This window comes from Acinetobacter sp. Tol 5, from assembly GCF_019702905.1.
GTDB lineage: Bacteria > Pseudomonadota > Gammaproteobacteria > Pseudomonadales > Moraxellaceae > Acinetobacter > Acinetobacter bereziniae.
On record NZ_AP024708.1, the window covers coordinates 631,120 to 654,042 of the forward strand.

The 22,923-nt window shown below is 38.8% G+C and carries 19 protein-coding genes; 14 read left to right on the plus strand and 5 right to left on the minus strand.

Annotated elements, in window-relative coordinates; genetic code table 11:
• Positions 1-49: 49 nt before the first annotated feature.
• Entirely contained in the window at positions 50-1,456 is a 1,407-nt protein-coding gene (gene ffh, locus TOL5_RS03020; protein ID WP_004830302.1) for a signal recognition particle protein, read from the plus strand.
• Positions 1,457-1,589: 133 nt separating this feature from the next.
• A complete protein-coding gene (locus tag TOL5_RS03025; protein WP_009584661.1) occupies positions 1,590-2,159 on the plus strand; it encodes an RBBP9/YdeN family alpha/beta hydrolase in 570 nt (189 codons plus the stop codon).
• A 40-nt stretch (positions 2,160-2,199) separates the two neighbouring features.
• Here the strand turns inward: TOL5_RS03025 and TOL5_RS03030 are convergent, their stop codons facing one another.
• From TOL5_RS03030 to TOL5_RS03040, 3 genes are all read right to left on the minus strand, one after another.
• Positions 2,200-2,889 carry a toxin-antitoxin system YwqK family antitoxin gene (locus TOL5_RS03030; RefSeq protein ID WP_035300400.1) on the minus strand — a complete coding sequence of 230 codons (690 nt, stop codon included), beginning with the start codon at positions 2,887-2,889 and terminating at the stop codon, positions 2,200-2,202.
• Positions 2,890-2,985: 96 nt separating this feature from the next.
• Positions 2,986-3,717: a type III pantothenate kinase gene (locus TOL5_RS03035; protein ID WP_009584667.1), complete on the minus strand. Its 732-nt coding sequence runs from the start codon at positions 3,715-3,717 to the stop codon at positions 2,986-2,988.
• A gap of 99 nt (positions 3,718-3,816) precedes the next feature.
• The gene (locus TOL5_RS03040) at positions 3,817-4,572 is read right to left on the minus strand and encodes a biotin--[acetyl-CoA-carboxylase] ligase (RefSeq protein WP_121774435.1); all 756 of its coding nucleotides are present in this window, start codon (positions 4,570-4,572) and stop codon (positions 3,817-3,819) included.
• Between the two features lie 30 nt (positions 4,573-4,602).
• Between TOL5_RS03040 and TOL5_RS03045 the strand changes: the two genes are divergently transcribed.
• The 7 genes from TOL5_RS03045 (at position 4,603) to TOL5_RS03075 (ending at position 16,269) form a co-directional block, all read left to right on the plus strand.
• A complete protein-coding gene (locus TOL5_RS03045; RefSeq protein ID WP_042088015.1) occupies positions 4,603-5,406 on the plus strand; it encodes a sulfite exporter TauE/SafE family protein in 804 nt (267 codons plus the stop codon).
• A gap of 167 nt (positions 5,407-5,573) precedes the next feature.
• Positions 5,574-6,269, plus strand: a complete 696-nt coding sequence (locus TOL5_RS03050) for a GntR family transcriptional regulator (protein ID WP_004830296.1) — start codon at positions 5,574-5,576, stop codon at positions 6,267-6,269.
• Between the two features lie 13 nt (positions 6,270-6,282).
• Complete coding sequence (gene smc / locus TOL5_RS03055) at positions 6,283-9,735, plus strand: chromosome segregation protein SMC (protein WP_121774434.1); 3,453 nt, start codon at positions 6,283-6,285, stop codon at positions 9,733-9,735.
• Position 9,736: 1 nt separating this feature from the next.
• The gene (locus TOL5_RS03060; protein WP_121774433.1) at positions 9,737-10,774 is read left to right on the plus strand and encodes a cell division protein ZipA C-terminal FtsZ-binding domain-containing protein; all 1,038 of its coding nucleotides are present in this window, start codon (positions 9,737-9,739) and stop codon (positions 10,772-10,774) included.
• A gap of 80 nt (positions 10,775-10,854) precedes the next feature.
• Positions 10,855-12,885, plus strand: a complete 2,031-nt coding sequence (ligA, locus tag TOL5_RS03065; RefSeq protein ID WP_121774432.1) for an NAD-dependent DNA ligase LigA — start codon at positions 10,855-10,857, stop codon at positions 12,883-12,885.
• A 70-nt stretch (positions 12,886-12,955) separates the two neighbouring features.
• A complete protein-coding gene (locus tag TOL5_RS03070; RefSeq protein ID WP_121774431.1) occupies positions 12,956-13,735 on the plus strand; it encodes a hypothetical protein in 780 nt (259 codons plus the stop codon).
• Between the two features lie 386 nt (positions 13,736-14,121).
• Entirely contained in the window at positions 14,122-16,269 is a 2,148-nt protein-coding gene (locus TOL5_RS03075; protein ID WP_121774430.1) for a TonB-dependent receptor, read from the plus strand.
• Positions 16,270-16,371: 102 nt separating this feature from the next.
• Here TOL5_RS03075 and TOL5_RS03080 read toward each other — a convergent pair whose 3' ends face one another.
• Positions 16,372-17,436, minus strand: a complete 1,065-nt coding sequence (locus TOL5_RS03080) for an SDR family oxidoreductase (protein ID WP_042088027.1) — start codon at positions 17,434-17,436, stop codon at positions 16,372-16,374.
• 386 nt (positions 17,437-17,822) lie between these two features.
• Here TOL5_RS03080 and ftn point away from each other — a divergent pair, with 386 nt between their 5' ends.
• On the plus strand, positions 17,823-18,287 hold the full coding sequence (gene ftn, locus TOL5_RS03085; protein WP_121774429.1) for a heteropolymeric bacterioferritin subunit Ftn: 465 nt from the start codon (positions 17,823-17,825) through the stop codon (positions 18,285-18,287).
• A 154-nt stretch (positions 18,288-18,441) separates the two neighbouring features.
• Here the strand turns inward: ftn and TOL5_RS03090 are convergent, their stop codons facing one another.
• Entirely contained in the window at positions 18,442-19,011 is a 570-nt protein-coding gene (locus TOL5_RS03090; protein ID WP_121774428.1) for a peroxiredoxin, read from the minus strand.
• Between the two features lie 131 nt (positions 19,012-19,142).
• On the opposite strand from TOL5_RS03090, the gene TOL5_RS03095 reads away from it, so the two are divergent.
• The 4 genes from TOL5_RS03095 to TOL5_RS03110 all read left to right on the plus strand — a co-directional run bounded on the left by TOL5_RS03095 (position 19,143) and on the right by TOL5_RS03110 (position 22,910).
• The gene (locus TOL5_RS03095; protein ID WP_046760156.1) at positions 19,143-19,469 is read left to right on the plus strand and encodes a DUF6176 family protein; all 327 of its coding nucleotides are present in this window, start codon (positions 19,143-19,145) and stop codon (positions 19,467-19,469) included.
• 126 nt (positions 19,470-19,595) lie between these two features.
• On the plus strand, positions 19,596-20,315 hold the full coding sequence (locus TOL5_RS03100) for a hydrolase (RefSeq protein WP_162987678.1): 720 nt from the start codon (positions 19,596-19,598) through the stop codon (positions 20,313-20,315).
• Positions 20,316-20,424: 109 nt separating this feature from the next.
• Positions 20,425-21,744, plus strand: coding sequence for an adenosylmethionine--8-amino-7-oxononanoate transaminase (gene bioA / locus TOL5_RS03105; protein WP_121774427.1), 1,320 nt, complete (start codon positions 20,425-20,427; stop codon positions 21,742-21,744).
• On the plus strand, positions 21,741-22,910 hold the full coding sequence (locus tag TOL5_RS03110) for an 8-amino-7-oxononanoate synthase (protein ID WP_121774426.1): 1,170 nt from the start codon (positions 21,741-21,743) through the stop codon (positions 22,908-22,910). Before bioA ends, TOL5_RS03110 begins: the two co-directional genes overlap by 4 nt.
• The last annotated feature ends 13 nt before the right edge of the window (positions 22,911-22,923 follow it).

Genomic DNA, 22,923 nt, shown 5'->3' on the forward strand with positions numbered 1-22,923 from the left:
ATTTTAAGAAAGATTTTTTTGCTACTAGCTATTTTAAGCGGATTTTGCAATGTTTGATACCTTAACAGAACGACTCACGCAGAGTCTCAGAAATGTTACTGGCTCTGGGCAGCTAACCGAAGATAATATTAAAGATACCTTACGTGAAGTGCGTATGGCACTTCTTGAAGCCGATGTTGCTTTGCCTGTAACTCGTGAGTTTATTGCGAAAGTTAAGGAAGAAGCATTGGGACAAGAGGTGATGACCCAGCTTTCACCAGGTCAGGCTTTCGTTAAAATTGTTTATGATGAACTCACCAAAATGATGGGTGAGGCGAATGAAAGCCTAGATTTAGCTGCTAAACCACCAGTTGTGATTCTTTTAGCAGGTTTGCAAGGTGCTGGTAAAACCACCACTGCTGCAAAACTTGGACGTTTCTTAAAAGAACGTCAAAAGAAAAAAGTCGCCATGGTTTCTGCCGACGTTTATCGCCCTGCCGCAATTAAACAGCTTCAAACGGTTGCTGGTGAAGTTGGTGTTGATTTTATTGAGTCAGATGCTGCTGAAGATCCAATTAAAATCGTACAGCGTGCCATCGGGCAAGCCAAAATTAATTTTAACGATGTTTTGATTGTCGATACCGCAGGTCGTTTACATGTCGATGATGACATGATGGACGAGATCAAAGCATTACATGCAGCAGTTGCACCAACAGAAACACTGTTTGTTGTCGATGCAATGACAGGTCAAGATGCTGCAAATACAGCCAAAGCCTTTAATGATGCATTGCCACTTACAGGGGTCATTCTGACTAAAACTGATGGCGATGCACGTGGCGGTGCGGCGCTTTCAGTACGTGCAATTACAGGTAAGCCAATCAAATTCTTAGGTATGGGTGAAAAACTCGATGCCTTAGAACCATTCCACCCAGAGCGTGTTGCACAACGTATCTTAGGTATGGGTGATGTGCTTTCTCTTGTCGAAGAAGTTGAACGTAAAATCGACAAAGAAAAAGCCGAGAAGATGGCGAAAAAATTGCAGAAAGGCGGAAACTTCAATTTTGAAGATATGCTGATGCAATTTGAACAAATGAACAAAATGGGCGGAATGATGGGCTTCTTAGATAAGTTGCCTGGTATGAGTAATTCAGGGATACAAGACGCGATTGCACAAGCAAACCCTGAAAAACAAGTGAAAAAAATGGAAGCGATTATTCAATCGATGACCATTAAAGAACGTCGCAACCCTGATTTAATGAATCCAAGCCGTAAAAAGCGTATTGCTGCTGGGTGTGGTATGGATGTTGTTGAAGTGAATAAACTGATTAAACAACATGCACAAATGGCGAAAATGATGAAAAAATTCGCCAATCCATCGGGTATGGCAAAAATGATGCGTTCTTTAAGTGGAATGCAAAAGCAATTTGGTGGCGGTGGTGGTATGGGACCACTATTTGGAAATAATGATAAGAAGTAAGTCTCTATTTCTTTTATAAAAAGCGCCTTAGGGCGCTTTTTTGTTGAATAAAAACAACATACTTCTCTTTATTCTTTAGATATTGTGATACGATTGATTAGGTAAAATTTAAACTACTGATAAGAAAAGATCTATGAAAAGAGTTTTGATCGTACACGGTTATCATGCTTCTTCAGAGGATCATTGGTATCCATGGCTTAAATTACAAATACTTGCGACGGGAAATGAGTGTGAAATTGTTCAATTGGAGCAGGCAGATCATCCTCAATATGAAGTTTGGAAACATAATCTGGTACAACAGATTAAAACACTAAATGAAGATGTGATTATTGTTGCTCATGGTCTAGGTTGTATTGCAAGCTTAGCTTTTCTTTCTAGTGAATTACTTGGAAGAAAATTAGGCGCATTATTTTTAGTGGCTGGGTTTAACCAAAATTTACCGACATTGCCAGAGCTTAATTTATTTTTAAACAGCGCTCGCATAGATGATGCTTTACTTCGATTAAACATCGTTCATCGTTTTATATTTTTTTCCAACAATGATCCTTTTGTTCCAGCACCATTCAGTATTCAACTTGGGCATTTATTGAATACTCAAATGATTGAAGTGAAGGGTGCGGGGCATTTTATGGCAGCGGAAGGTTTTAATACGCTCACCATCCTTTGGGAAAAGCTGGTTATTTTACTCAACTCGGAATCATGAACGCAGGCTGTGGGGTGAAATTATTTCATAGATTTTAGAATTATTGATCGGTAGTGAATTGTAAATATAATTCCTCAAGAATGTTTTGAGATTGTACTTCGTCATCAACAAGTTGACCTTGTTGATCCCAAACCCTGCTCTCAACAATGGTATTATCTTCACTTGGGTTAATTTTGAGTTCGGCTGCGATTTTGCCATTTTTATACCAAATTTTTTGAATGATGGTCTGGTCATCAATATAGCTTTCTTCCAATCCAAGTTGCTTATTGGGATAAAAGTTTTCAGCTTTTCCAATAGGCTGTAGGTCTTTATAACTGGCTTTGAAATTGATCGTTCCATTCTCATAATAACCCGTTACATTACCATCAATATACTTTCCATCAAAACTGTTTAACCCTTGAGGTTCTTTAATCCAAAATGGATCAGATTGTTTTTTGTGGCTGTTTTGATAGAAATCTTGTACTAAAAAGCGCCCATCTTTGTCTCTGCCTAATAGTTTCCTAAAATAGCCATTTTCTACTGGTTGAAGTGAATAACCTTGATCCATGACTGATGAGCCACATGAGCATTCTTCATCACCTGCATCTGGTGCAAAATAGGCAATAATCGCTTCATTGGTTGCAAGAGTTTTAGAAAGGTTTGTTGTGCTTGATGTGGTAGAAAGTTGACTACAGCCAATCATGCTTATGCTGATGAGGCAGGTACTTAACAATACTGGGATTATTTTCATGATGAATTCTCTTTATGGTCTTTTTTAATGCTCTTTTTGAGAGGGTGATATATTTAGATCGAGCATAAATCATTCATCATGAAAATGTATGTAGATTTAATTTGTCTGTCGATCTATATAAAACTGTAAGCCTTTGAGTAACAAGTCTGTTTCAATGCGAGGTTGATACTTCTCAAGGAACTGAGCAAACAGATAAGCATCACCGCCCGTTAAAATCAGCTTTCGAGGTTGTTGTTCAAGCACTTTTTCAATCGTGCTTAATAAACCCAAGAAAATCCCATGATGGACAGCATCTATGGTGTTGCGACCAGGGCTTAACTCTGAAAATGCAGCATCGGGAATTTTAATTCCTTTGGTTTTTTGAATCAAAGAGTCTCGCTGTAAATAGAGATTAGGAAGAATATAACCGCCTAAATGTTGAAAACCTTGTGTTAAATCAATGGTTAAGGCAGTACCACAACTGATTACACATAAATCTTCTTCAGCTTTTGCAACTGCTAAAACTTGTAACCATCGATCAATTCCGAGCTGTTCGATGTGGTCATAACCACAGCGTAAGCCAGCATATTCTGCATGGACTTTGGCAAAAGTGACCGGAATATCCAGTAACTTCAAAATCTGGATAATACGTTCATTGTTCTTTTTATCTTGAACAGATGAAATGCCGATGCTGTCTAAACTTAAACTACGAAAATGTTGGATTAAACCAAGTAATAAATCCGCAGGAGATTGCAAGTGCAATTCGGCTGCTTGCTCGATGATTTGGTCATTTTCAGTGATCCAATATTTTAGCCGGGTATTTCCAATATCTAACCAAAGTGCTTTCATTAACAGAACTCGTATGGGGGATACAATGAGGAGTCGCTTTAGATTGAATCCTCATGCTTTATAAATCAAATGTTTCGATAAGATCAAGCAGACATAAACTTATGACTCCGCTAAACGTAAACGTCCTTGGTATACACTGACTAAGCCTTGAGGTGTCACTAAATTGAGTGCGCCATCATCCGAAATCCCTTTAAAAATCCCATGGATTGAATTATGGACTTGTTCAAAATGTACCGCTTGATCCATAAACGCAGCATAATGATTGAATCGTGCAGCAAGGTTATAACAACCATGATCAAACCATTGCCCAGCTTGTTGAATCGCCAAATACATTTCAGAAATGATTTGAATGCGGTTCGGGAACTGGAGACCTAATTGCATTACTGAGGTGGCTTGTTGGGTAATATTTTGCTCAGAAACCGGAAATAGATTGATGCCTATTCCAACAATTGCCTGCTGTGGTGAAATCGGTTCGACCAAAATCCCCCCCCATTTACCTTGTGAACTATAGAGATCATTGGGCCACTTAATTTGTAATCCAGTTAAGCCCTTCAGTGACGGCATTTGTAAGATATTTAAGGCAATTTCTAAGGCTAAACGCCCATCTAAGGGTGTTCGAGTTTCAAGCAATGTGCTTAAATAAATATTGCCGGCTGGGGAGACCCATTCCCGTTGGTGCTGACCTCGCCCTTGAGTCTGAGTTTCACTACAGACCAAAACCGTCTTGACGCCACTAAGCGCAATCTCACGTACATCATCATTGGTTGATGTTGTTGTCTGTTTTAAAAGCAGCACTTCGGGGAGCTGATGTGCTTGTGTAAGCAGTTGTCTAAGATGACGAGTCTCTAAATCCATGTTGAATCTGAGAAGAGTGAAGGAACATTTATGGAGTTAATCATATATTTAGGTATTGGTGCAATCGCTGGATTCGCCGCTGGTTTATTTGGTGTTGGTGGTGGCTTAATTATTGTACCTATTCTTTATGTGGTGTTTACCAAAATGGGTTACGATCCATCGGTCATCATGCATATGGCATTGGGGACTTCGCTGGCGACAATTATTGTTACCTCTATTAGCTCTGTCACTGCACACCATAAAAAGGGCGCAGTACTTTGGAATGTTTTTAAAAATCTCGCACCAGGTTTAGTACTTGGCTCATTCATTGGTGCTGGAATCGCGGATATTTTATCTGGGCAACATTTACAGCTGATTATCGGTGCCTTTGCACTTTGGGTGGCATTTAAAATGTTTAAAGGGGCAAATGTTCAGGTCGATGAATCTAAACAATTGCCTTCAGCACCTAAACAAATGCTTGCCGGTAGCGGAATTGGGATTGCTTCTGCAATATTTGGTATTGGTGGTGGAAGTCTGACAGTACCTTATTTAAATAAAAATGGTGTGGTCATGCAGAAAGCCGTAGCGACTTCAGCGGCTTGTGGTTTACCGATTGCAATAGCAGGGGCGTTAGGTTTTATGTTCTTTGGTGCGCAAGAGCAGACTGAGATTAAAAACGCGATTGGTTATGTGCACATTTATGCGTTCATTGGGATTAGTGTGATGAGCTTTATCACGGCTAAATTAGGAGCAAAAGTTGCTCATGCACTTTCACCTGCAATGTTGAAAAAATGTTTTGCATGTCTACTCACATTGGTTGGTCTTTATTTTATTTATCAAGGGATTATGAAGTAAGTTGTTGCTTGATATCCGATCAATAGCACTTCTCCCTTAAGCAAAGTTGACTTAAAATGCATTAAAATTGTCGGACAATGTCATGGTTTATTTTGAATTAAATCAGGTAAAACTAAAATAATGACAATTGACATTGTCCAAGAATAATAAACCGAGATAGGAACGATATGCATTTGGAAGAAGTGGACAGCCTTTCAGAACAAATTGCCAAACATATTAGCGAACAAATCATTAGTGGCGAATTGGTTGAAGGTGAACGTATACAAGAACTACGTATTGCCAAAGAACTGGATGTCAGTCGTGGCTCGGTACGCGAAGCCCTTTTGCTTTTAGAAAGAACGCATCTAATTGAAATTTACCCACGCCGTGGAGCAATCGTATCTGAAATGTCCGCACAACAAGTGCGAGCATTGTTTGATACCAGTGCTTTATTATTGGGACAGATTGTGCAACGGATGAGTGAAACATGGCGCAATCATGAAGCTGAGGCAATTCAACACATGATGAATCATTTGGTTGAACAGGTAAAACAAGGCAATACAGAAAAATTTTATGATGGTATTTTCCAATTTCTCTCTGCTCAGCAAGATATGGTGGGTAATCCATATCTGATGAAGTTTTATCGTGAGCTGTTACCATCACTACGTAGAAGTTATTTTTTAACCTTAAATACTTCAAGACGCGAGCTTCAAGAAGCATTAGAATTACTTAAGTTGGTGATTGATGCAATTTTAATCCGAAAATCACAACAAGCTACTTTATTTATGGAAGATTTTTGTCGACACTTGCGTAATCTCGTGTTGGAATCTCTGACACGGATGAAACAAATTGAACTCGCTTGGGCGCGGAGATCGCGTCGGTAGTAACTAGGACATTATGCGTTTAAGCAGCTTAAAACTTTCAGGCTTCAAATCGTTTGCCGATAGTACAACATTACAATTCAAAGATAACCGTACCGCGGTCGTAGGTCCAAATGGTTGTGGTAAATCCAATGTGATTGATGCCATTCGTTGGGTCATGGGGGAATCCAGTGCACGCCAGTTACGTGGTGGCAGTATGCAGGATGTTATTTTTACTGGAACGGCAAAGCGAAAGCCTGTCGGTATGGCAAGTGTAGAATTACGCTTTGAAAATACCTATGGCAAGCTTGGCGGTGCGTATAATGCTTATACGGAATTAGCCGTTCGTCGTCAGGTCAATCGCGACGGTAAATCTGAATATTTTCTCAATGGAACCAAATGTCGTCGTCGTGATATTACCGATATTTTTCTGGGTACAGGTTTAGGACCGCGTTCATATGCAATCATTGAACAAGGGATGATCAATCGTTTGGTCGATGCCAAACCAGAAGAAATGCGTGTTTTTATTGAGGAAGCTGCGGGTGTTTCTCGTTATCAAGCGCGTCGTCGTGAGACATTGCAACATTTAGAGCACACGACCCAAAATTTAGATCGTCTAGAAGATATCGCCTCAGAACTCAAATCACAATTAAAAACATTAAAGCGCCAGTCTGAAACTGCGGTTCAATATAAGACTCTGGAAACTGAGATTCGTACCCTCAAGATTGAAATTCTTTCATTTCAGTGTGAACGTAGTTCTCGTTTGCAAGAACAATATACGGTTGAAATGAACGAACTGGGTGAACATTTTAAATTGGTTCGTTCCGATATGAGTACCTTGGAACATGATCTCACCTCTACCAATGAACTGTTTCAGCGTTTAATTCAACAATCGACGCCATTGCAAAATGAATGGCAACAGGCAGAGAAAAAACTGTCTGAGTTGAAAATGACCTTGGAGCAAAAACAAAGTCTGTTTCAACAAAATTCAGAAGCTTTGGGTAGTTTTGAGCAACAAAAAGCGCAAACCAAAGAAAAAATCCAATTGATGGAGTTGCAATTAGAAACGTTGCATAGTCAATTGGATCAACAAGCTGAACAGTTAAAACAATCTGAGTCTGAAACTCAACAAGGGACACAAGCATTTAGTGATTTAAAAGCACAGCAGTTGCAAGCACAACAACACTATGAACAGGTTAAAGTTCAAGTTGAAAAGCAACAGCAGCAAAAAGCTCAGATGCAAGCACAGCTTGAGCAACTTGCCAAAAATGTCGCACGTATTGAGCAGCAAAAAGAAACCTTAAAAACTCAAGCAAGTCAGATCCAAAGCCAATTTCAGACTGAAGATTTAGTACAACTCGAACAAGACAAAGCTGTAGCGCAAGCAAGTATTTTGCAATTAGAGCAGAGTATTGCTGAAACTAAAATGCAATTAGAACAATTGCAAGAACAAATCAACCAGCAAAAAACGCTGATTTCGAGTTTGAAATCTGAATTACACGTTTTGCAGTCAGAACAGAAAAATTTAAATCAGCTCATTGCAAAGCATGCGGTCAAAACAGATATCCATGCAGTGCAATTGATGCAGGTTTTGCAGTTAAATGATCAGGGTAAAGCACATGCCAATTTGATCGAAAAATTCTTAGCCAAGTGGTTATCAGCAGAAGTTTTAGATCAAAGTGCAGATTTTGCTGACAGTTCAGCACGCCAGCTTAAAGCATTACAAGGGTTAGAAAAAATCCAGTTGTCAGGTCTGGTTTGTTTAGCGGACTGGATTGAGTCACCGCAGTATTCATTATGGAATCATGTGGCGATTGCTGAAAATAAGGCGCAAGCACTGACAGTTCAATCACAGCTCAAGACAGGACAAAGTATATTAACCTTGGACGGTTATCATGTCGGTCAAGACTGGATGATTGGTCTGTTCTTTGATGAATCCAGTCAAGCAGCTCAAGGTGCATTAAGCCATCGTATTCGTATTGAAGAAATTGAGCATCAGCTTGCCGATCTACAGCCTAAACTGATAGATGCTGAACATGCTTTGCCTCAACTCAGCCAAAGTTTTGCTGAGTTGCAAAAACATATTCAAATAGATCAAGATGCACTCAAGCAAGAGCAAACGCGAGTACAACAGTTTGATGTACAAATTGCCAAACAGCAAAGCGCCTCGCAAGCATTTGAACTACATAAAGTCCAGCTGAATAATCAGTTGCAACAACTGGATGAGCAACTTGAAGAAGATGCAATGCAAAAAGATGATCTTGAGATCGATATGCATTCGGTCATTCTCAAACTTGAGCAAAATCTTCCAGAATTTAAGGCACTGCAATACAAGTTGGATGAGTTAAATGAGCAAGTAGAAGAACAACAGCAGCAATTACAACTTAAACAGCAGGACTTTGAAACGACCCGTCGTTTGGCTGAGCAAAATAAACAGCAGATTGAATTATTAGACAAAGATCTGTCTTTTTCTAAAACTCAATATCAACAAATTATTGCTCAAATGGAACAAGCGAAGAAATTTGTTGATCCTATTCAGTTGGAGTTACCAAGCCTAGAGTCGCAATATGCTGAGCAAGCACAGCAAACTGAAAAGTTGCAGAAGACTTGGAGTGAGTGGCAAGTTGAGTTGAACAACATTCAGTCAAAACAACAGCAGCTTACTGAAATGCGTCATTTGCACCAACAGAACGATGAACAATTGCGTAGCAAGCTAGAAGAACGTCGTTTGGCTTGGCAATCGGCAAAATCGGATTTACAGCATTATTCTGATCAATTGAAAGAAATGAATGCTGAAATTAAGCAAGGTGTCTTGATTGATTTGCCTGTACACCAAGAGAAGTTTGAAAAAGCACAGCGTCAATTTGAAAAACTAGGCGCGGTTAACCTTGCAGCTTCAGAAGAATATGAGGAAGTGTCCAAGCGTTTTGAAGATTTAAGCCATCAAATGCAGGACTTGGAAAATACCGTTGGGCAATTAAAAGATGCCATGAAAACAATTGACCAAGAAACCAAAAAACTGTTTATGGGAACTTTTGATCAAGTCAATTCAGAGCTGAAAGTTTTATTCCCTAAAGTTTTTAATGGTGGTGAAGCGAGTTTAAGCCTTGAAGACGATTGGCAGTCTGGCGTAAAGTTAATGGCGCGTCCACCAGGCAAGAAAAACAGTTCTTTGGCATTGTTATCAGGTGGCGAAAAAGCTTTAACAGCACTGGCATTGGTGTTTGCGATTTTCCGATTAAATCCTGCACCATTCTGTGTTTTGGATGAAGTTGATGCACCTTTAGACGATGCCAATGTAGGACGCTTTTGTAATTTGGTAAAAGAGCTTTCTGATCAAGTGCAATTCATTTACATTACACATAATAAAGTTGCAATGACGATGGCAACCGATTTGCTGGGGGTGACGATGCCTGAACCAGGCACTTCAAAACTCGTCACTGTGAATTTGGAAGAGGCAAGAGAGTACGGTTTAGCCGCGGAGTCGTAGTATGGAAATCACCACAATTATTGGAATTGTTGCTGCCGTAATCATCATTCTGGTTGGTTTGAGAATGATGCTACGAAAGCCAAATGATGCAGCACCTTCTCTTGAGTCTGAGTTACACATCAATGCTGACTGTCAGCAACCTGTGATTCCTCGTCATGTGCGTGATCAGTTACAGATTGCACGTGCTACGCCAGAACAACAACGTGTTGAACCGAATTTAAATGCACTAGACTCCGTTGATGTTGCTGAAGAAAAAGTACAAAAGCTTGATGATGTTGTTCAAGATGCAAATTCAACGCAGTCAACTGAAGTAGATTCAATTAAAGATATTGATCAAAATGATCCAGCAAATGTTGAAGCGTATCAGAAAACTGATCATGCTGAATCTGAAGCATTGAACCGCACTGATTTATCTACAAAAACTGACGAGAATTCGTCTGTAGATACCATTGAATCAGACAAAAGTGTTCTAGAGAAAGAAAAAGAGTCAGTATTTCAACTCAATGCCAATGTAGAAACTGCTGAAATCAAAGAGTTTGATGAAGAAAGTAGTATTTTGGATGTGCATCTCAATGAACAGCAAAAATACGATGATGAAAGTGTGCTTTCAAAAGCGGAAACGATTATTGCGTTAAATGTATATCCAAACCCACGTAAAGCATTGTCAGGTGATAAGACACTTAAAATGCTTTTGAAGTATGGTTTACGTTTTGGTGAACTTTCTTGTTTTCATCGTTATGAAAACCCGGAGGAAGAAAGCCATTTACTGTTTTCTGTGTTGCGGGTGACAGACAACGGACCTGATGGATTTGATCTTGAAACTTTGTCGACTGAGCAAGTACAAGGATTAGCATTTTTCTTGGCATTGCCACACTCAGATGTGCAGAAAGGTTTTGATACCATGGTCAGTATTGCCGGTTTAATCGCTCGTGAGATTGATGGTACGGTCTATGATGAGAACAACCTTGAGTTTACACCACAGTTGAAAGAGCATTGGCGTCATAAGGCGATTGATTATCGCTCAGGGCATGACGCTTAGCATAAGCGTATATTTACTTTATAATTGGTATTCAAAATTTTAGGCGGAGTTATCCGCCTTTTTAGATGGTGAAATAATTTATGGAAAATAATCCTGTCGTGACGCAAATGCGTCAATTGATTCAGCTCATAGCCAAACATAACCATGCTTATTATGTGATGGATCAACCTAGTATTGAAGACAGTGAATATGATCAGCTATTTCATCAACTCAAAGCATTAGAACAGCAATATCCAGACTTAGTTCAGGCAGATAGCCCTGTGAATAAAGTCGGAGGTAAACCGCTGGCTAAATTTGAAACCATTACTCATACCGTACCAATGTTGTCATTGGGCAATGTGTTTAATCAAGAAGAACTGTTTGCCTTTGCTCGTCGTATTGAGGAACGCTTACCCAACCAGAAAATTCAATATGATGTGGAGTTGAAATTTGATGGATTGGCGATTTCACTTTGGTATGAAAACGGTGTGTTGACTCGCGGTGTAACCCGTGGGGACGGTGAAACAGGCGAAGTGATTACTCAAAATGTCAAAACGATTCGCAATCTACCCAAAGTGTTGTCTTCTGACAAAGTTGCAGTACCTCGTTTGCTAGAAGTTCGTGGCGAAGTGCTGATGCCTAAAGCTGGTTTTGAGCGATTGAATGCTGAGAATGAAGCCAAAGGTGAAAAAACATTTGCCAATCCTCGCAATGCCGCAGCAGGAAGTTTGCGACAGCTAGATCCAAATATTGCTGCATCACGACCTTTAGCATTCTATGCATATGGGATTGCACAGTGCGAACCTAATCATGGGTTAAGCTCGATGTCAGCAAGCCTTGAATGGTTGACTAATTTTGGCTTTGCCGTGGGCGAACGTCATTTTATTTGTGACAGTATTCAGGAAGTTCAAGAAAAATATCAGCAAATCAATCAAGAGCGTCCGAATTTGGCAGTTGAAATTGACGGAATGGTCATTAAGGTGGATGACCTACAACAACAACAAAAGCTTGGTTTTTTAAGTCGAGAGCCACGTTGGGCAACAGCCTATAAATTCCCCGCCGTTGCTGCTTTGACAACAGTTGAAAATATTGATTGGCAAGTGGGGCGAACTGGTACATTAACCCCCGTAGCTCGTTTAAACCCTGTGGCTGTGGGTGGTGTCACCGTTTCAAATGTGACTTTGCATAATATTGGTGAAATCCATCGTTTAGATGTTCGAATTGGCGATACTGTAAGTGTCTATCGCAGTGGTGATGTGATTCCCAAAGTTGAGAAAGTTTGGTTAGAGTTTCGTCCAGACGATGTGGTTGAAGTGCATTTGCCCGAAAACTGTCCTGTATGTTCGTCACCTGTGGTGATGCCAGAAGGTGAGGCTTTAGCTCGATGTTCAGGTGGTTTGTATTGTTCAGCACAGCGTATTGAAGCCATTCGACACTTTGTTTCTCGTAAAGCGATGGACATTGACGGTCTAGGTGATCGTTGGGTGGAGTCATTACTTCATCTTGATTTATTAAAAGATGTTGCTGATATTTATCACTTACATGAACATCGTGAACAGCTATTGACCATAGAGAAAATGGGCGAAAAATCTGTTCAGAATTTACTGGATGCCATTGAAAACAGTAAGAAAACAACCTTGGCTGCATTTATCTATGCACTTGGAATTCGTGGCGTTGGTGAAACGACAGCGCGTATGCTTGCCAATACATTCCAAACCTTTGATGCAATTCGCCATGCTGATCTCGAAGCCTTGAAAAAGACACCAGATGTGGGTGGAATTACAGCTGAATGGATCGTCGATTTTTTCCAAGCCTCACATAATCTTGAAGTTATTGATCGGTTACTGGCGGCAGGAATTCACTGGGATGCTCCAATAGCTCCAACACGTCAGCCTTTAAATGGTGAGAGTTGGGTGATTACTGGAACACTAGCAACGATGGGGCGTGATGATGCGACTCAGATGCTTCAAGCTTTAGGTGCTCGTGTGAGTGGCAGTGTTTCAAGTAAAACCAAATGTGTGGTTGCTGGAGAAAAGGCGGGTTCTAAACTCGAAAAAGCAGAAAAATTGGGGATTCCAGTGTTAGATGAGCAAGCCTTTTTAGCGTTGATGGCTGATTATGGTCAAGCTTAAATATGCTTGAATAAATTCCTAAGCTATTGTAAAGATACATTCTGTGTGTCTTTACAATCATCTTTAGGTCATGAAAATAATAAAACGATATGTTGCTTGCTTTCTACTGTTATTGCCAACAACCTCAGTTTTTGCCGTGAATGATTGTGAGCATACGAGTGGTTTAAAACAGTTGGATGAGCATTTAAATCAATCCATTGAAAATGATTTATACCACTATTGGTATTTACGAATTAAACATTTTAACGAATTCATGCTTAGATACTTTGAACAGGATCAACAATCGGTAAATGACTTGATTTGGTCAAAACAATATACACAAGCCCAACTCAAACAAAAACTGGTACAAAAAAACCAAAACATCTTCCATGATTTGAATACTCAGTTTGTCAAAATTGCTCAACAACAACAGGCGAAAGAAACAGAATTGGATGATGTTTACCACTATATTGCCAATTATGAAAAGTTATTAGAACCCTATATCGCAATGCAATTAGATAAACAACAAAAGCAACTTTTGATGGTTTATGATGCTCAGAAAGATCAAGCGATCAATGCGCTTTTTCAGTATGACATTCAAGAGGACGAATTATTAAAACAACAGATCCAACAAAATTTTCATTTTAACTTTACAGAAATTAAGACGTTAAATCAGGAACATGATCAGGACAAACGAATTTCATATTGCCAAATGAAGCTGATGTTAAATCAACAAAAAAGTGTGATCTTAGAATATGCGATCGGTCAATTTGTTGATGAGCCAGATGTGTTGCTCATGCCAACTGAATTTAATGTGAATAGGTTGAATGTGGGATATGAAAATATTGGGCATTACTTAATCGTGCAATAATCAGTTTCTTCATAAAGCTTGAAAAAGTAATTTTTGGGAAGACGTTTAAATGTATTTTAGCTTGATCAAGCATGAAACCTTGATCATGAGATAAAAATAAATCTGTAAGACTTTTATTTGCAACACCAAGCTTTACATGAAAAATTTACATCAATTAAGCTAGGCGATGCTTAGCCATAGAAAGCGATTATTCATATTTCATGGATACTTAAAAGTATTGAATACTATTTTGGATGGCGAAGAAGTCTCATATTTTTTTATATGATAATCATTCCTATTTATTAGAATTTTCCATTAAAAAAAGTTTTAGATGAAAAATTACAATATTTAACAATAGTGATAGTGTATATAATAATCATTATCAATTGAAAAATAAATTTTTGAATATGAAACTTTTTTCCCAAACTCTTTTAGTTAATTCTATTGCGGTTGTTCTTTTTGGTGGGGGTACTCTACAAATAGCTTTGGCTGATACGGAGGTTTCAACCTTACCGACAATCAAAGTTGCTGCTGAAAAACAGCAAGAGGAGGCAACTTTTGCCAATGGCACTTTGAAAAAAAATACCCAGTTAGGACCATTGGGCAACAAGCAAATTATTGATACCCCATTTAGTATTAATAGTTATTCTGAGCAGCTGATTGAAAACCAACAAGCAAATACTGCGGGTGAAGTCTTAAAAAATGATGCCAGTGTAAGAACGACGACCAATCAAGGGCATCTCAATGAAAACTTTAAAATCCGTGGCTTTGATGTCAATCATGAGGATTTAAATTATAACGGCTTTTATGGTGTAGCCCCTTATGGGCGTATGCCAACAGAGTTTTTAGAATCCGTTTCAGTGCTTAAAGGACCAAATGCATTGGTCGCGGGTGTTGCTCCTACAGGAAGTGTGGGGGGCATTATTATTGGTCATTCAAAACGAGCCGATAAAGAATTAACACGTGTTTCAGCTGCATATGAAGACGGAGGATATTACCAATCGGGATTTGATGTATCACGTCGTTTTGGTCAAGAGAAAGAATTTGGACTACGTGTAAATGGTGCTTATGCAGATGGTGAGCATATCATTGATGGTATGAATGATCGTCAAGCACTGGGTTCAATTGCTGCCGATTACACTACAGATAAAGTCAAAATTAACTTAGATGCATATGCGGTAAAAGGAAATCGTAAGGGGGGCTCACCTGCAATGGTTGCGATGGGTGGAAAGGGAAGTGTTAATCAGGTTCTTGCCGCACCAAAAGGTGATTTAAACTATTTCTCAGACTTAAAAGGCAATACCAACAGCCAATTTGTGGGGTTATCTGGTGAATATAAATTTACCCCTGATTTAAAAGCATTTGCGGGTATTGGTTATGTTGAAAAATCATACGATGGGCATCTTTTTGGTACGCGTATGATTGTGAATAATGTCAATGGAAATGCCACATCTCAATATTATCGCGTGGGTTCAAAAGAACATAACACCGCAGCAAACTTTGGCTTTGAGGGGAAGTTTGATACAGGTTCTATTCAGCATACATTAGGTTTACGTGCGGATTATTTAACGCGTCAGTATACCCAACATAAAGCAGCAACCAGTTCGAGTTTTACAACGAATTTATACCATCCATCCAATACCGGAAGGATGCCAACAACTTATCCTGAAATTGTGCCTTATGGTGATAATGAGTATGTGAGTTACACCTTAACTGACCAGATTTCAATGCTAGATGATAAGTTGCAACTCATTTTAGGTGCTCGCTATCAAGATATTGATACAAACAACTTGGTTAAAAAAACATCTTATAATTCAGATAAACTTTCTCCAAGTTTGGGCATTGTGATTAAACCCTTTGGCGAGGATCTGTCTTTTTATGCAAGCTATGTCGAGGGTTTAGCAGAAGGCGTGACGGTCTCTGAGATTACCTATCCGACTGCAACCAATCAGGGAGATACGCTTGCACCATACCAGACTAAACAATATGAATTGGGCGCCAAATATCAATGGGGTTCATGGTTAAACACTGTGGCGTTGTATCAAATTGAAAAGCCAGAGGTATATCAGGACACTATAACAAATAAGGTTAAAGATGATGCTGAGACTCGTTCACGTGGTATCGAATGGTCTTTCTCTGGAAATGTAACAGATGCATTATCTTTAATGGGGAGCTTGGCTTATATCGATGCGGAATACGTGAAATCTGGTAAAACAGCGATTCAGGGAAATAACGTTTATGGTGTTCCTGATTTTACTGCCTCTTTGGGACTTGATTATGCGATTCCTCAAATTGACGGTCTCAATATAAACACGCGTGTGAGTTATGTGAGTGAACAATATTTGAATGAAGAGAACAGCTTAAAACTTCCTGATTATACAATTGTTGATTTAGGTGCACGTTATAAAACTAAACTTGGTGGGGTAAATACCACATTTCTTGCCAATGTTGATAACGTGACCAATAAAAAATATTGGGAAGGAGTTTTTAATTCAAATTACGCTTTGGTGGGTGGTGCTAGAACATATAAAGTTGGTGTAACCTTTGATTTCTAAGCCTAGCTGATTTTGAGCGTGATAAAACAACAAGCCTTTTTCATATATGAAAAAGGCTTGTTGTTTTAAAGAAAACTTGTATGGCTGAAATGTTGGCAGACGCTAAATATATTTTTTCACCACACCATCATCAAGCAATTGTTGAAAATGTTCCACTAAACTGGTCTCAATATCACGATAGTGGATGCCCAATTCTTTGATACTTTTATCTGCATTAAAGAAGATCGGATAGCCCATATTCTTTTCAATAAAGTCACGTGAATAACCAAATACAGGTCCAATAAATTTAAAAGCTTTTTTCGGAACTTGATTGCGGGGAAAAGGAAATTTTTGTCCAAAATTTTGACGTAAAATTTTTCCCATTTCCAAGAGACTGAGTGAGCCACCACTAATAATGTAGCGACCAGACGCGTGTGGGTTAAACGCGGCTAAAATATGCGCATCAGCTACATCTCGAACATCAACAATACCATTCCACATCGGTGGAACACCAAATAGCGTCATTCCGTTGGCAAATTGTTCGAGGACTTCAACACTGCCTGACTGAGTATTTGCCGTTAGTGATGGTCCAAGCACTAAAGCTGGATTTACACAAATAAGCTCCCAGCGATTTTGTGCTTCTGCCATTTCCCAAGCTTTTCGTTCAGCCATGACTTTAGAGTAAGGATAAGGTTGATGGGTCGTTGAACTGGTTGTGTTCCAATGGGACTCATCAAACTGATTGTGTTCAGTTTTTAATATATCGATTGCATCACCATAGGTTGAAGCAATACTTGACGTCACAATGACACGTTTTACAGAATCTGTTTTATTGACGCTATTGAGGACATTTTCTGTTCCTAAAATTGCAGGCTCAATAATATCTTTAATGGCATCTTTATAGTTGGTCACTACAAATGGTGATGCCATATGTAATACAACTTCACAACCTTGCATCGCCTCATCGAAAGAATCTTTTTCTAGCAGATTGGCTTTGAAAAGCTTAAGTGTTCCTGTGCTTTGCTGTGCTATTTTTTCGAGATGGGCAAAGCTTTGTTTTTTATTTAAATCCCGTACAGTTGCATGAACGGTATAACCTTGCTCCAATAGTTTTTGAATCACCCAACTCGCAATATAGCCTGTTGCACCTGTGACCAAAATCGGGGCTGAAATATTTCCCTGAACCATTATTTTTTCCTTCTAATTTTTAATATTCAATATCATAAATATTAAGGCGAATGTTGTCTTGAAATATTAGCATTAAAAAAATTAAAAAAGTGATCGCTTGAGTTTAGCGATTAAAATTTAATAGAAAACAAAATCATGATGGCAAATAAGAAGCATTTTTAATGGTTACAAAATAAATCATTGTCATTTTTAGCAATAAATCGCCATCAAAAGTATGGTGAATGATTGCAAGAGGTTATTTTATATATAGAAAATTACTTATTTGAATTGCAAATGCGTATGTTTCTCATTTTAATTTTATAAAAATCATAAACTTACACATTTTGCCTTTTGCAAATTTTATAAAATTTGCCCATACTATTGCAAAAGAATGTGGAGTAATTGAAATGCGTGGCAATCCAGAAGTCGTAGACTATCTAAATATGTTGATCGGTGGCGAACTGGCTGCTCGTGATCAATACCTCATTCATTCTCGTATGTACGAGGATTGGGGCTTAAGCAAAATTTATGAGCGTATCGATCATGAAATGCAAGAAGAAGCTTCACATGCTGATGCTTTAATTCGCCGTGTACTTTTCCTTGAAGGTACACCGAATATGAATCGAGATGATATCATCACTGGTGAAGATGTGGTGACTTGCTTAAAAGCAGATTTGGCGTTGGAATATCATGTGCGTGAAAAACTTGCACAGGGTGTAAAACTGTGTGAAGAAAAAGGTGACTACGTTACCCGTGATATGCTTCGTCAGCAAATGAATGACACAGAAGAAGACCATACGTATTGGTTAGAAAAACAATTGCGTTTGATCGAATTGATTGGTTTACAAAACTATATTCAGTCGCAAATGTAAGAGTTGCTGTATGAGATCAAAAGCCTTTAGATTTTATCATCTAAAGGCTTTTTTATTGGTGTCGAGCTATTTCAGCACCAAACAAGCTCAATCATTTGTTCGATGTTTAAGTGCTAATTAAATAGCATGCCATCATAGCTAAGGCTTTATACAATTATTTTTTTGAAAATTTTTGGATATCAGCAAGCACTTGATTTGCGTGCGTTTGAGTATTTACACTGCTGTAGTGATACACAATTGAGCCTTGAGGATCAATTAAGAAAGTTTCTCTTTTTGCGATTTTGGTAATTCCGAGATTACGCACAATCCCAAACTGATTCGCCAATTGGTGATTGGTATCCGCAAGAATCGGGAAATTGAGTCCCAATTTTTCTGAAAATTTCTGATGAGATTTTACATCATCCAAACTTACACCAAGCACTACAGCATTATTCTTAATGAATTGTGGGTAGAGTGATTTGAATTGATTGGCTTCTTGAGTACAACCAGGTGAATCATCCTTTGGATAAAAGTACAGAACGACCCATTTACCTTTATATTGACTCAGTTCATGCCATTTTGAATTTTGATCTTGTAGTTTAAAGCTGGGCGCAGGTTTTCCAACCCATTGTCGCTCTGATTCATAAGAAGAAAAAATTGAATTTTCAGCATGACTGACCTGATTCAACATCAACAGGGTAGAAATAGAAAGTAACCCTATACCTAATATTTTAAGTGATTTCATTGTATATCCTTTGCTGCGTTGAGCCTAAATCCATACTAACAAAGTTTAGCTGTACAGCGCGTGGAGAAATGTTGGCTTTTATTTGAAACGCCTTTATGATTTTTAAAGTTGTATATCATCAAGAGAAAAATATGGACGTCGGTGCAGTACTCATCCAATTGAAAATGGATAAGAAAGATGATGTGAGGGCATGGCAGGAAATATTACATCGTAGACAAGCTGAGGCAATACAGACACTTGTCGCTGAAGGTGTGCATGTAGAATCATGGTTTCATGTGGAACTGGATGGTCTTGACTATTTGATTGCTTATACTCGTGCCGATGATATTTCTAAAGCGCATGAAACATCTAGAAATAGTCAATTTGCAATAGATCAACTCCATCAACAATTTAAAAGTACATGGGCAAAAGTGATTCCTGCAAGCTTATTGGTTGATTTAGATGTTAAGCAACAATAACTAAAAAATTGACATTAATGTTTTGATTTTTAGATACTAATTCTGGCGTTGTAATCAGATCTGTTGTTCTATTATTTTAAGCATGCTCTAATCAACGCTTCTGATGATTTTTAACAGTGATTTGAATTGAATCGACGTATTTTACTGATTACTGGTTGGGGCGGTGGAACAAAGCTGCTCATGGCATTACAACAACGCTTAGAACAGCAAGGTCATGCCGTTGAGCTGATTAATATTTTTAATGCCTTGGATCAACAAGTCTTACAACACTTTGTTGAAAAGGCTCAATCCTTTGATGTGATTTGTGGCTGGTCTTTAGGTGGGCAGTTGGCAACCTTGTTGGTCGACCAAATCGAAAAACAATATCAGCAAAAGAAGATATTGATCACACTGGCTTCAAATCCATGTTTTGTCGCAAATGCTGAATGGCAAGCGGCAATGCCTCAAACTACATTTCAAAACTTCAAACAATCCTTTGTAGATGATGCAATTGCCACACTGAAAAAATTTGGTTTTATGGTGTGCCAGGGCAGCGAAACCAGCAAAGCAGATTTTGCTAAATTGCAAAGTTTGATTCAGCCACAAAATTTAGAACTATTAAAACAGGGTTTGTTGTGCTTAGAGCAATTAAATCATGTTGAGATCTTAAAAAATTATACTGGAAAGCAATATCACTTGTTTGCAGAGCAAGATTTCTTAGTTAGTCACAAAGTCTTTGAGAATTTCCAGAAATTCAATGCAAAGTTTTTGGATGTTGAACTATTTACAGGTTCACATGGGCTTCCAGTTTTTAATTTTGAATTGGTTTCTGACAAAATCTGCCAATATTTACAAAAAATAGAATAAATCATTGGATGAGTGGTAAATCTCGCAATTTATTTTTATTCCCTGTAGGTTTAACATCGGTACACTGTTTTGCTGTAACTGCTTTACCTATGGATACTGGAGTAAATGGATGACCGATTTAAACAACCGAGCGAACGAATTGGTCGCAGATGATCTAGGTTTTGATCGTGAACATCTTTGGCATCCTTATACGTCCATGACACAGCCCTTACCCAGTTTTAAAGTCAAAAAGGCGTTTGGTGCAACAATTGAACTTGAAGATGGTCGTCAACTCATCGATGGTATGTCCTCATGGTGGTGTGCGATTCATGGTTATAACCATCCTGAATTAAATCAAGCAGTCACCGATCAACTCCAAAATATGTCACATATTATGTTTGGCGGATTTACCCATGATCCTGCGATACAATTGGGAAAGTTGTTGCTTGAAATCACTCCGCCTAGTCTCGACAAAATTTTCTTTGCAGATTCCGGTTCTGTTGCAGTTGAAGTCGCATTAAAAATGGCAGTGCAATATTGGTCTGCTCAAGGCAACGCGCTAAAAACCAATTTTGTCACCCCCCGCTCTGGTTATCATGGTGATACATGGAATGCGATGTCTGTCTGTGATCCCGTAACAGGTATGCATCAAATTTTTGGATCAAGTTTACCCAACCGTTTTTTTGTCCCCGCACCCAAAGTTGGTTTTTATGAAGAATGGGATCAACAAGATATAGCGGCACTTGAAGAAACTTTGGCAGTACATCATGCCAGTATTGCAGGTTTGATTCTTGAGCCGATTGTACAAGGTGCGGGAGGGATGCGTTTTTATCATCCTGAATATTTACGTCAAGCCAAATTGCTCTGTGAGCAATATGATGTTTTATTAATTTTTGATGAAATTGCAACTGGCTTTGGACGCACAGGAAAATTATTTGCATGGGAACATGCGCAAGTCGAACCTGACATCATGTGTATAGGTAAAGGTTTGACGGGTGGATATATGACCCTTTCAGCGACGATTACCTCAAAGCAGGTGGCTGAAACGATTAGTCAGGGAGAGGTGGGGGTATTTATGCATGGTCCTACTTTTATGGCAAATCCTTTAGCTTGTGCTGTGGCGGTAAAAAGCACTGAATTACTCATCAATCAAGATTGGCAAAACAATATTCAGCGTATCGAAACTCAGCTTAATCGCCATTTGACACCATTACAATCACTCAAGCATGTTGCTGATGTCCGTGTATTGGGAGCAATCGGTGTGGTTGAACTCACTGTTAATGTAGATATGAAAACCTTACAACAAGAATTTGTACGTCGTGGTATTTGGGTTCGTCCGTTTGGTAAATTGGTTTATGTGATGCCGCCTTATGTGATTAAGGACAGTGAGCTTGATATTTTACTTACACAGTTGGTTGAAGTTGTCAGCGGTATGGAGCAAAACATATGAGTGCAACCAATAGATTGCTGGACCACTATGCCAAACAATTGGATGAGCTAAAGCAACAAGGAAACTTTCGACAATTTAGTTCAAATATCCAGCAAGGTCGGGAGATATATATCCATGATCAGCGAATGCTAAATTTCGCTTCAAATGACTATTTAGGTTTGGCTTCTGACCTTGATCTAAGAACGCAATTCTTTGATGAAACGCCAAATGCTCAGCGCCGAATGAGCTCTTCATCTTCACGTTTGTTGACGGGGAATTTTCCAGAATATGAATTGCTAGAAGAAAGTTTAACTCAAGCTTTTAACGGTCGTGCTGCGTTGCTGTTTAACAGTGGCTATCATATGAATATTGGTATTCTGCCTGCTCTTACTGATAGTAAGACACTGATTCTTGCTGATAAATTAATTCATGCTAGCATGATTGATGGCATCCGTTTGTCATCCGCAAAATATGTGCGCTATCGACATAATGATCTCGAACATTTGGCTCAATTGTTGCTTAAATATCATGATGATGAGGCTTTTGAGCGGATTATTGTGGTGACTGAATCCATTTTTAGTATGGATGGTGATGAAACAGATTTAACAAAATTGGTTGAGATTAAAAAGCAGTTTTGCAAAGTCATGTTATATGTAGATGAAGCACATGCAATCGGTGTTCGAGGTGAGCACGGTTTGGGTTGTGCTGAGCAATATCAAGTGATCGAAGAGATTGATTTTTTAGTTGGAACTTTCGGTAAGGCAATTGCATCAGTTGGTGGCTATTTAATTTGTCACCCAGTCATTCGAGCGTTTCTGATTAATTCGATGCGTCCTTTGATTTTTAGTACTGCTCAACCCCCAGTTTGTATGGCTTGGACAAATTTTATCTTTCAGAAAGTTTTAGGTTTAAATCAATTGCGCCAACATTTATACAATACCAGTGGGTACTTACAACAGGCTGTACAAGCGAAGGGCTTTGATTGTCCATCTACTTCTCATATTGTTCCCGTGATTATTGGCGACTCAAGCCAAACAGTGATGAAGGCAAAAACTTTACAAGAAGCAGGGTTTTACATTATGCCTGTACGTCCACCGACTGTTCCACAACACGGCTCAAGGTTACGTATTTCTTTAACTGCTCAAATATCTCGAGCTGATTTAGATCAGCTGATTCCCCTATTGTAAGCAGAACGTATTG

Excerpts from the sequence above, each read along its gene's own strand:
- ffh (WP_004830302.1), top strand. The coding sequence starts at position 50 with ATGTTTGATACCTTAACAGAACGACTCACGCAGAGTCTCAGAAATGTT.
- TOL5_RS03025 (WP_009584661.1), top strand. The coding sequence starts at position 1,590 with ATGAAAAGAGTTTTGATCGTACACGGTTATCATGCTTCTTCAGAGGAT.
- TOL5_RS03030 (WP_035300400.1), bottom strand. The coding sequence starts at position 2,889 with ATGAAAATAATCCCAGTATTGTTAAGTACCTGCCTCATCAGCATAAGC.
- TOL5_RS03035 (WP_009584667.1), bottom strand. The coding sequence starts at position 3,717 with ATGAAAGCACTTTGGTTAGATATTGGAAATACCCGGCTAAAATATTGG.
- TOL5_RS03040 (WP_121774435.1), bottom strand. The coding sequence starts at position 4,572 with ATGGATTTAGAGACTCGTCATCTTAGACAACTGCTTACACAAGCACAT.
- TOL5_RS03045 (WP_042088015.1), top strand. The coding sequence starts at position 4,603 with ATGGAGTTAATCATATATTTAGGTATTGGTGCAATCGCTGGATTCGCC.
- TOL5_RS03050 (WP_004830296.1), top strand. The coding sequence starts at position 5,574 with ATGCATTTGGAAGAAGTGGACAGCCTTTCAGAACAAATTGCCAAACAT.
- smc (WP_121774434.1), top strand. The coding sequence starts at position 6,283 with ATGCGTTTAAGCAGCTTAAAACTTTCAGGCTTCAAATCGTTTGCCGAT.
- TOL5_RS03060 (WP_121774433.1), top strand. The coding sequence starts at position 9,737 with ATGGAAATCACCACAATTATTGGAATTGTTGCTGCCGTAATCATCATT.
- ligA (WP_121774432.1), top strand. The coding sequence starts at position 10,855 with ATGGAAAATAATCCTGTCGTGACGCAAATGCGTCAATTGATTCAGCTC.
- TOL5_RS03070 (WP_121774431.1), top strand. The coding sequence starts at position 12,956 with ATGAAAATAATAAAACGATATGTTGCTTGCTTTCTACTGTTATTGCCA.
- TOL5_RS03075 (WP_121774430.1), top strand. The coding sequence starts at position 14,122 with ATGAAACTTTTTTCCCAAACTCTTTTAGTTAATTCTATTGCGGTTGTT.
- TOL5_RS03080 (WP_042088027.1), bottom strand. The coding sequence starts at position 17,436 with ATGGTTCAGGGAAATATTTCAGCCCCGATTTTGGTCACAGGTGCAACA.
- ftn (WP_121774429.1), top strand. The coding sequence starts at position 17,823 with ATGCGTGGCAATCCAGAAGTCGTAGACTATCTAAATATGTTGATCGGT.
- TOL5_RS03090 (WP_121774428.1), bottom strand. The coding sequence starts at position 19,011 with ATGAAATCACTTAAAATATTAGGTATAGGGTTACTTTCTATTTCTACC.
- TOL5_RS03095 (WP_046760156.1), top strand. The coding sequence starts at position 19,143 with ATGGACGTCGGTGCAGTACTCATCCAATTGAAAATGGATAAGAAAGAT.
- bioA (WP_121774427.1), top strand. The coding sequence starts at position 20,425 with ATGACCGATTTAAACAACCGAGCGAACGAATTGGTCGCAGATGATCTA.
- TOL5_RS03110 (WP_121774426.1), top strand. The coding sequence starts at position 21,741 with ATGAGTGCAACCAATAGATTGCTGGACCACTATGCCAAACAATTGGAT.